At 37.3% G+C, this 11,270-nt stretch carries 4 protein-coding genes; 2 read left to right on the top strand and 2 right to left on the bottom strand.

Annotation, left to right across the window (positions count from 1 at the left end; translation table 11 throughout):
• Nucleotides 1–161: 161 nt before the first annotated feature.
• On the bottom strand, nucleotides 162–3,023 hold the full coding sequence (pgmB, locus tag PN450_RS08175) for a beta-phosphoglucomutase (protein ID WP_271835964.1): 2,862 nt from the start codon (nucleotides 3,021–3,023) through the stop codon (nucleotides 162–164).
• 89 nt (nucleotides 3,024–3,112) lie between these two features.
• A complete protein-coding gene (locus PN450_RS08170; protein WP_271835963.1) occupies nucleotides 3,113–5,539 on the bottom strand; it encodes a sucrose synthase in 2,427 nt (808 codons plus the stop codon).
• Between the two features lie 1,372 nt (nucleotides 5,540–6,911).
• Between PN450_RS08170 and PN450_RS08165 the strand changes: the two genes are divergently transcribed.
• Nucleotides 6,912–7,148 carry a HetP family heterocyst commitment protein gene (locus PN450_RS08165; protein ID WP_148760431.1) on the top strand — a complete coding sequence of 79 codons (237 nt, stop codon included), beginning with the start codon at nucleotides 6,912–6,914 and terminating at the stop codon, nucleotides 7,146–7,148.
• 394 nt (nucleotides 7,149–7,542) lie between these two features.
• Complete coding sequence (gene nifJ, locus PN450_RS08160; protein WP_271835962.1) at nucleotides 7,543–11,175, top strand: pyruvate:ferredoxin (flavodoxin) oxidoreductase; 3,633 nt, start codon at nucleotides 7,543–7,545, stop codon at nucleotides 11,173–11,175.
• Nucleotides 11,176–11,270: the final 95 nt, after the last annotated feature.

The following is an 11,270-nucleotide window of genomic DNA, read 5'->3' as shown; positions in this document are numbered from 1 at the left end:
TTTCCCGGTTAAAAAAGTGAATTAGGTGCAAGGAATAAGGATTGAAACCATTAAAAACCTATCACTTTCTGAAATTTGAGACTATTCTTCTCTCCTTCTAATTCTTCCTCCTGACTCCTGACTCCTGACTCCTGACTCCTAGCCCTCACGAAAAGACTTTTTCAGCAAGCCCTAATTAGTTCCTCCCATTTTACCCCTGCCAAACTAGGCAAAACGACATCAGCAGCCCCCACCCTCTCCTGGGGTCCCAAGCCTACAGCCCACATATTTGCTGCTTTGGCGGCGATAATACCGACTGCGGCATCTTCAAATACTACACATTCATTTGGGGGAATTCCTAACTGGTTGGCAGCATGAAGAAATAAGTCTGGTGCTGGTTTGGCGGCTTGGACAGTATCACCATCAGTAATAACATCTACTTTACCACCAATCCCCAATTTTTCAATCACTAGCCGGGCATTTTTACTAGCAGAACCAATGGCGATTTTGATTCCAGCTTGACGCAATTCATCCAATAAGGCCACTGCCCCTGGTAATAAATCTGTGGGTGTAATATTGTGAATTAGTTCTACATAATAATCATTTTTTCGAGACATCATTTCCTGAATTTGCACTTCTGAATATTCTCTATTGCCAATAATCAATATCAGAGAAGCGCGACGAGATACACCCCGCAAGGCTTCATTCATTTCTCGATTAAAAGGTAAACCTTCTTCATTTGCTAACTTTTGCCAAGCTTGATAATGATATTCTGCGGTATTAGTCAATACGCCATCTAAGTCAAAAATCACGCCCTGAATGTTAGGTTTTCTCGTTTTTGGTAATTCCTGACGCAAATCGAATTCGTGCCATTTACCATGCCACTGTAACTTAAATTTCAGTCTTGTCCAAGTTGGGGGTAAGTGAGGATGGGCTACGGGGACATTTTCCCGAAATTGGATACCGCCAAAACCGAATATTACAGCTTGCCAAATGCCTCCAGCACTAGCACCATGGATCCCATCTTGGGTATTTCCGCGTTTATCTTCTAAATCTACCATTGCCGCCTGCATAAAGTATTCGTAAGCCTCCTGTGATTTGCCCAAATCTGCGGCTAAAATGGCGTGAATAGCCGGACCCAAGGAAGAACCATAACTAATATCTGTGCGGGGGGCGTAATAGTCCCAATTTACCTGTAATGTTTGCTGATTATAGGGAAAATCGGCAGATTCCCGCATCAAATATAGAAGCATTAATACATCTGGTTGTTTAATGACTTGTCCTTTGTTGGTTTCTTCCATGCCCAAAATAATTTGGATTGATTTTTCTCGCGGTTCGTATTTGGCTAAGTTAATATCATCTAGTTGGAAAAACCCCTCACATTGCTCAATTAGTCCGGTTTCTGGGTTGTGGATAATGAGCATTTTAGCGATAATTTCTGTCCAATGATTGATGACTTGGGAGGTAATTTGTAATTTATGTTCAAGTTTTATGGCTACTTCTGGAAAGGTGGAATGCAGCCAGTTATAGATGATTAAGGCTTTTTCTAAATGCCATTGTACCATCCGATTTGTAAAGCAGTTGTTATGAACTAATTCGTGATATTCATCTGCACCAATAACTCCGCGAATTTCATAACATTCTAATTGGGGATTAAATTCAACTCGACTACTCCAAAAAATTGCGGTATCTAAAATAATTTCTGCACCATAATCTCGCATCCATTCATCATCTTCTGTAACTTGCCAATAATACCAAATGGCGTAAGTAATATCCGCACTAATATGAATTTCTCGATCACGACACCATATACGAATATCTTCGGCATAAAAATCACTCCGTAGTGACCAGCGTGGTGTCGCTTCATCCCCTGTCACCGCACTTTCCCAGGCAAACATCGCCCCCTGATAGCCATAATGTGCCGCTTTGCGTCGCGCCCCTGGTAAGGTGTGATAACGGTAACTGAGCAAATTCCGGGCTAAATTTGGTTGGGTAAAGGTAAAAAATGGCAGAATAAAAATTTCCGTATCCCAAAAGATATGTCCGTGATAACCAAAGCCAGATAGGGTTTTCGCAGGGATACTTATGTGATTATTATTTTTAAGTGCAGCAATTAGTAACTGAAACAGATTGTAACGCACTGCAAAAGCTGCTGTGATATCTCCTTCAATGATAATATCACTTTGTTGCCAAACTTGCTCCCAGGCTTGGGCATGGGCATCAATTAAGGTTATATAATTTGGTATATTTACGAGCTTTTCTTTAGCGGCTACAACTGGTTCTGCAATTTCGTTAGATGTAAAAATACTGACAATCTTTACTATGGTGATTGTCTGTTGGATTTGACCGGCAACGGTTGCATTTAAGCTGGGATAACCAGGTGTGGTATTAATTTGTAAGTCTATGTCAGTTCCCGAAATAGTTATTTTTGCCGCTATACCGACATCTATGCGGCTGTTGCGAGTGCGACTATGTAACCAGAATCCTTGTGTGATTTTACCTTGATCTAATCCTTCCCAATGGTTGAATCCTTGATTTTCCGAGTAGCTGTTAATACTGGCTTGAATTTCAATTAAACCATCAAAATTTACTGGTGTTAGTTGGCAACGTTGCCCGACTATATGCTGATCTGCTAAACTGGCAAAGCGTTCAAAATGGATATCTATTGCTTTACCATTGGGACTACACCAACGTAAACACCGGCTGAGAATGCCATGATGTAAGTCTAGTTTCCGGTTATATTTTAATATTGTACCTTGATCAAGGCGAAAGCGTTCTCCCTCAATAATAACTGTCAATGGTAGCCAATCTGGACAGTTTACGAGTTCGGTATAAACTACAGGAACATCATCATAAACTCCGTTAATAAATGTTGCTGATAATGCGCGGGGATAGCCTTCTTCAAATGTTCCTCTTGTCCCTAAATAGCCATTACCAATGGTGAAAATAGTTTCTCGGCTATGCAAATATTCAGGATTAAACTTGGTTTCATTTAATATCCAGTCTGTATAGCTAAGATTACGAAAATGGTCTTTTTTATCCATGATAATAGATTAGGTATAAAGAATTTAAATTTATGTTTCGCGCAAAGATACAAAGGAGCAAAGACGCAAAGTTTAAGATGAAGCAGGTTTTAATTATGATTTCTGATTTTGGTGAGATGTTCTGATAAAATATGATCAGCGATAGGTTTATAAAGAAGATGAAATAAACTTTCCATGTAACGATCTCTGGCTTCGTTATCTTCGGGATAGATGAAGTTCCAAAAGCTAAACATTTTCGTTAATAACAGGAGTTGATTTGTGTGGGAATTCCAGTTATATTTATGACGAATGCGTTCAATCATCCATTGAGAATTTTCTAGCCAATGTTCTGGATAATTTTCACATTTTTCTAAGAAGTTGATAATTGTTTTGGCTGTTCCTGCTAAGTCTGTGGGGTTGAGGTTAAATCCTTGATCATGGTTTTCAATAATTTCTAATGAACCACCAAATTGAGTTGTAAAAGTTGGTAATCCAGAAATCATTGCTTCTAAAATACTTCTGCTAAAGGATTCATAAAGGGCAAAGTGAATATAAATCCCTTGAAAATCGGCAATTACACGATAGGTTTCAGCAATATCGCGGAGAGGAAGACGCATTCCCAACCAGCGGATTTTATGGTGAAGATGATATTGATCAATAATCGCATGAATTTTTGCTATTTCTTGAATTTCTTCGGAGTTTGTTCCTAAGTCTGGATGAAGTTTACTGGTTAATAAAATTAGGTTACTATGTTTTTGTAATTCTTCACTTTTACCGAAACATTCAACTAAACCTGTGAGGTTTTTAATTGAGGTAATGGGACTAACGGAAAAGATCGGTTTTTTATGAGGATGATCTAATTTACCGAGAATTTCTGGGTGTTCTTGATGGAAAATTAGGTCTTGGATATGTTGACGACGGTGGGATTCTCTATTTGTTGTTTGGTTGTAGGGAAAAAATATATTTTCACTGACTCCTGGTAATACTACATTGAATTTAGGGCTAAATAAATCAATGCCATCAATTACATGATATAAGTTGGGCATGGTGAAACATTTATAAGATTCATATTGTCCCATTGTATCTGGTGTACCTACAATTTCTTGATAGGATGATGTGATAATAAAATCTGCGGCATTCATACTGATTAAATCAGCGGTAAATTGGGCAGAAAAGTGATATTGTGCTTCTAAATCTTGCCAATATAAGTTACTAAATAGATATTTAGGTTTTTCGAGGGAATGGGCAATATTACATTGGGTAACTTTCATTTTTCGGGAGAGAATAAAAGCAACTAAGTTCCCGTCACTGTAGTTACCAATAATTAGATTGGGCTTTCCTTGGAATTGTTTTAAAAGTTCTGCTTCGGCATCAAGAGCAAATTTTTCTAAATAAGGCCAAATTTCAAATTTAGAAATCCAGTTGTTGGTAATTTCCGGTTGAGATTCTGCAAAAGGAACGCGCAAAATCCAAGCATTTTCTGTACCATCAACTTTTTCTAATGGTAAGTTACAAAATGTGCCTTCACAATTGGGAATCAGTCGAGTTAATATAATGATATGGGGTTTAATTCCTAATGTATCTAAACCTGCAAGTTTAATTTCTGCCCGCATTTTATTTTCTAAACTGCGGGCTTGTTCTAAAACATAAATAACTTGTCCTAATGTTTCATCTCTGCCTAAAACATCTTCTTGTGCAACCCAACCATGGATAGAAATAAGGACGACGCGGAAAACTGCACAAATGCGAGAAACAAAGGTTTCTAAAATTGCAGGTTCTGGATTATCCATGAGTCTTTCCAGCAGTTCTAAGGTTTCTCTGACTCTGGCTGCATTATTACCCCAACCTGGTTCTAAACCGAGTTCTTGAAGATGAAATTTAAATTTTATATATGGTGTCTGGGGGGATAAATGACTCACAAATTCTAACGCTAGTTTGATTTGCTTTGTTAGTTGCAAACCTGAATGAATATGATTACTAATTAATAATTTGATGCCGTTATATTCTAATCTTTTTAATGATTCAAATAATGCGTCAATCCAATATTCAGGATCTGTCAATGCTTGATTACAAAAATAATGATTAAGAACGGTTAAACCTTGGCCAATATTTCTGGAATCATCAATTCTTGGTGCTGCTGAATAAAAGGGATGGAGATCAATTTCTAAAATGTGCGGTTGATAACGCTTTACTAAGCGATCGCTCACATCTAATAATGCTTTCGGTGTCATTAACTCAAACTTAGTCAAGTCTGCGCTTAATAACCATACTTCTTGACTCGCAATCTTTGGTCTAACTATAAACCAAGTATTTTCACCATCTAAAATTATTTCATGGGTGTACTGAATGAATGTCCCTAAAGAGGAAGAGTGATAAAAATAAGCGGGTTTTGGGAATTGGTGACAATAATCTGCAAAAGCTTGTAGAATCTCATTTCTTAAAAAGTAACGTTTATGATCCTTGCCTAATTCTAAGATAAAGTCACCTAAAACATTTTTTTCATCACTGTTAACAATAGTTTGCACTAATTTATACATTGTACATTACCAAACTCTAGCTAAAGTTAGGATTATTGAGATACTATTTCAGGTTAATAGTAAATAAGTTACTCAATTATTTACTTCTAGCTAAAGGATGAACCCTTACCTCCTCTTATAGATAGAGAAGTATCTATTAGTTAGATGACAGGGAATAGATAAAATTTTAGCAATCACTAATTTCAACTCAATAACTACCAATTTGGCTTTGTTGCTATTAATTACCATTTTGTAAACTTTACTTGTGCCACTTTTATAAGAGTCTATTGCAGTAAAAATTAAATACAGCACTTCCCGGTGTTGTGAGGTACATATCTAGCGGGCAAGATGCCCGCACTACAAAAGTTTTATGATTCAACTTTGTACCTCATAAGAGCGGAAACCGCTGTATTACATCTATAAATATTATTCAATTCGTCAAAACCTGAATACTTATATCCTCAACCACTTTAAGACGTTAAGTATTTCGTGACGAAGTGTAACTAATTTAGCCAGAAAATTAAAAATAGCCAAAAATAAATTTATATCTTTATGCCATTTACAGTTTTGTAAATCTCCCTTGTGACAGTGTTTAAACAGTCATTTAATCCGCAAGTTAGAACTGACATTTTCTGTACTATTTAGAGAAACAAATTGCCAATTCGGCGTACCAGATAGGGAAAACATAGTATTCTGCATATAATAGTGTCACAAGGAGTATTTACAAAACTGAAGCCAGGAAAGATTTCAATGTTGTATGACTATTTAAATAGTGTCATAATCCAAATATCTGTATTTCCTATTTTTTACCAAACAATCAAGGTGGACAGGAAATGCTAGGAATTTGCTTATATTTTTTACTAACACAAGGGTAATGTGGTTGGTAATTTTCCAGTCTTTACAATCAAAAATTTCAGAACTTAATCTATTTAGATCACCAATTGCCAATGATAAGTAGGTGAACGGAAAAAAACCGAAATATGTAACGAAAAGTAAAATCGCCCAAACCCTCTTGCCTCAAGCCTAGTGCCATAACGACGATTTTCAATGCTAACCTACTTACACCCCTAATTAAATGGATACCACTGCTCACTAAACCTCACAGAAAATTCATAAAGTTCTCTGATAACCACAAATAATGTTGATATTTAATCGGTAAGTTATCGCTATACTCGAACTTAGATATCGAATTTATTTACCAAGAGAATTAAATCCTTTACATATCACGGGCAGATAATCCTGTCACCTCAAATATCCCATTGATTTTTTTCTATAATTCAGAATTTAGGAGATCAGTAATCAGGAGTTAAAAGGCTTGACTAAAAAGATTTTCTGTTCTGAATTATGACAACTTATTAACTTTCAATCCTACAAGATTAGATCAGGGTTAGTCATGAACTATCAAGCTTCTTCTTCTCAGAACGATTTTCATAGTGCCATCGCTCCCGAACAGTTCAATTGTATCATTGAAGCTATTGCTGATGGACGGTATTCTTGGGCTTGTGTGCTGATTTTACGTTGTATTGATTACAATCCAATTCACTATATTCCCCAGCGGACTTATAGCCGATTGATTAAAGAAAACCGTCAAGATTCTGGAACAGCTAGTAAACCAAAGACAGATATTTAAGTCTTTTGTGAATAGTCTTAACTACAGAGATTTATCTCAATTACTACGCCAAAAGTTAGAGGAACTTAGCAGAAAATTATTCCTTAAAACCAATAATTTGGGATTTTGTTCTCATCTACATCTAGCCCCCATACTAAATTTAGTACGGGGGGATTTTCTATGAACTATCCTATAATTATGAATACCTTCGCCAAATTGAAAAAAGTCTTAATTGGTAGGTTGGGTTGAGTCCAGAAACCCAACCTCCAAAAAATGGCGAAGGTCTTGCATTCTTGAATGATTTTAGTAGATGGAAATTTCTGCTGATTTTTCAGTTGAATGTAAAAATTAGGGAATTTGGGGCTAGGAAAACACCAATTACCCGAAATTTAGTAGTTCTTCAAGATAAAGGAAGATGAAGATGAGAACCTTTGCAACTATAGATGGTAATGAAGCTGTAGCTAAAGTCGTTTACCAACTAAACGAAGTTATTGCCATTTACCCAATTACACCATCTTCACCGATGGCGGAATGGTCTGATACTTGGATGAGTGAGGGAAAACCGAACATTTGGGGAACAGTTCCTGCGGTGGTACAGTTGCAGAGTGAAGGGGGGGTTGCGGGTGCTGTACATGGGGCTTTACAAACGGGTTCACTGACAACCACATTTACAGCATCTCAGGGGTTAATGTTGATGCTACCAAATATGTACAAAATTGCTGGTGAACTTACACCTACAGTATTTCATATTGCGGCGCGATCGCTTGCAGCCCAAGCCCTTTCCATTTTCGGAGATCATAGTGATGTCATGGCCACAAGAACTACAGGTTTTGCCATGTTATGCGCTGCTTCTGTGCAAGAAGCCCATGATTTTGCCCTAATTTCCACAAAAGCAACTTTATCATCTCGCATACCTTACTTACACTTTTTTGATGGTTTTCGCACTTCCCACGAAGTCAATAAAGTAGAAATCTTAACAACTCCAGACTTACAAAAATTTATTCCTTTAGACTTAGTAATTGCCCATCGTTTACGGGCTTTAACACCTGATAACCCGGTATTACGAGGAACGGCGCAAAACCCTGATGTTTATTTTCAAGCTAGAGAAACAGTAAACTCTTTTTATCTCGCTTGTCCAGATATTACTCAACAGGTAATGGATGAATTTGCCGCAATGACGGGGAGACAATATCAACTATTTGATTATCATGGACATTTAGAAGCAGAAAAAATAATTATTCTCATGGGTTCTGGTTGCGAAACAGTTCATGAAACCGTAGATTATCTCAATCAACAAGGTGAAAAAGTGGGAATTATCAAAGTTAGATTATATCGTCCCTTTGATACCCAAAGATTTATTAATTCTCTGCCCAAAACAACCCGGATAATTGCCGTTTTAGATAGAACTAAAGAATCAGGGGCAATTGGTGAACCTTTATATATAGATGTAGTTACAGCTTTGGCAGAAAACCAACTTCACAAGATTAAAGTTGTGGGAGGTAGATATGGTTTATCATCTAAAGAATTTACACCAGCCATGGTAAAAGCGGTATTTGATAATTTAGATGTGGAGAAACCAAAAAATCATTTTACTGTGGGGATCAATGATGATGTTACTCATACCAGTTTAACATATAATCCCGAATTTAATATAGAAGCCGACAATATAGTTAGGGCAATTTTCTACGGTTTGGGTGCAGATGGTACAGTAGGGGCAAATAAAAATTCCATCAAAATCATTGGAGAAGAAACAGATAATTTTGCCCAAGGTTATTTTGTTTATGATTCTAAAAAATCTGGTTCAGTCACAGTCTCTCATTTGCGTTTTGGTTCTCAACCAATTCATTCTACATATTTAATTACTAAAGCTAATTTTGTCGCTTGTCATCAATGGGACTTTGTAGAAAAATTTCCCATATTGAAAGATATTATTCCTGGTGGCACTTTTTTACTAAATTCACATTATCACAAAGATGAAATTTGGAATAAATTACCTGCTGCAATGCAAACAGAGATAATTAACAAAAATATCAAATTCTATGTAATCAATGCCTACAAAGTCGCCCGTGAAGCGGGAATGGGTGGACATATTAACACCGTTATGCAGGTTTGTTTCTTTGCCATTTCCGGTGTTTTACCAAGAGAAGAAGCTATAGATCAAATTAAAAAGTCTATTCGTAAAGCCTACGGTAAAAAAGGCGAAGAAATCGTGCAAATGAATATCCAAGCAGTTGATAAAACCTTGGAAAATCTCTATGAAATTAGGGAACTGGGAACGGGGAACACTTCGACAAGCTCAGTGCATCGCAGGGAACAGGAAAATATAAGAATGTCCTCAATCCCCGATACTGCACCTGCATTTGTCCGCAATGTATTAGGGAAAATGATAGTCCGTGAAGGTGATGATTTACCTGTGAGTGCATTACCTGTAGATGGTACATATCCCACAGGAACATCTAAATGGGAAAAACGCAATATTGCTGAAGAAATTCCGGTTTGGGATGCTGACGTTTGTATTCAATGTGGTAAATGTGTGATGGTGTGTCCCCATAGTGTCATTCGCGCTAAAGTATATGCACCAGAAGAATTAGAAAATGCCCCAACAACTTTTAAAAGTGCAAATGCCAAAGAACATGATTGGCATGATTTAAAGTTTACCATTCAAGTAGCAGCAGAAGATTGTACAGGTTGCGGTATTTGTGTTGATGTTTGTCCCGCCAAAAATAAAGCCGAACCGCGCAAAAAAGCCATTAATATGGCAGCACAAAAACCATTGCGAGAACAAGAACGAGAAAATTGGGATTTCTTCTTAAATCTCCCTAACCCAGATAGACGGAATTTAAAGTTGAATCATATTAATCAACAACAAATGCAAGAACCGTTGTTTGAGTTTTCTGGTGCTTGTGCTGGATGTGGAGAAACACCTTATATTAAACTTGTAACACAATTATTTGGCGATCGCATGATCGTCGCCAACGCCACCGGTTGTTCATCTATCTATGGTGGTAACTTACCCACCACACCTTGGGCAAAAAACGCCGCAGGTAGGGGGCCAGCATGGTCTAACAGTCTATTTGAAGATAACGCCGAATTTGGCTTAGGTTTCCGCGTTTCCATAGATAAACAAGCGGAATTTGCCGCTTATTTACTCCAACAACTTGCACCCCAAATAGGTGAAACTCTAGTTACAGATATTCTCACCGCAGAACAAAAAGACGAATCGGATATTTACTCTCAACGAGAACGAATTGCTATTCTCAAAGGAAAATTAAAAGAAATTATCACCGCAGATGAACACAGATTAACGCAGATGAAAGAGGATTCTATCAGCGTTTATCTGCGTTTATCTGCGTTCAAAAATCTTCAATCCCTCGTTGATTATTTAGTGAAAAAAAGTGTTTGGATCATTGGTGGTGACGGTTGGGCGTATGATATTGGTTATGGTGGATTAGATCATGTAATTGCTAGTGGCCGCAACGTTAATATTCTCGTATTAGACACAGAAGTTTATTCTAATACTGGTGGTCAAATGTCCAAATCTACCCCTAAAGGTGCAGTGGCAAAATTTGCCGCAGGTGGTAAACCTACAACTAAGAAAGATTTGGGTTTAATTGCCATGACCTACGGTAATGTTTATGTTGCTAGTGTAGCAATGGGCGCAAAAGATGAACAAACCCTGAAAACTTTCTTAGAAGCCGAAGCTTACGACGGTCCATCATTAATTATTGCCTACAGTCATTGTATTGCTCACGGTATCAACATGAGTACAGCCATGCAAAACCAAAAGGCTGCTGTAGACTCTGGACGGTGGTTATTATATCGCTATCACCCCGACAGATTACAACAGGGAGAAAACCCTTTACAACTTGATTCCCGTACCCCAAAAATACCAATAGAAAATTCCATGTACATGGAGAACCGTTTCAAAATGTTAACTAAAATTAACTCAGAAACAGCCAAAGAACTCCTCAAAGAAGCCCAAGCAGATGTTAATACCCGTTGGCAAATGTATCAATATTTAGCTGCAAGAAAATTACAAGAAACGTAAATTAAAAGTCACTGATTTAAGATAGAATCACCAATCACCAATCACCAATCACCAATCACCAATCACCAATCACCAATCACCAATCACCAATCACC

The sequence above is a fragment of the Dolichospermum lemmermannii CS-548 genome (assembly GCF_028330815.1).
Classification (GTDB): Bacteria; Cyanobacteriota; Cyanobacteriia; order Cyanobacteriales; family Nostocaceae; genus Dolichospermum; species Dolichospermum lemmermannii.
The sequence above is the reverse complement of the archived record's forward strand: the minus strand, read 5'-3'. Positions and strand labels throughout refer to the sequence as shown.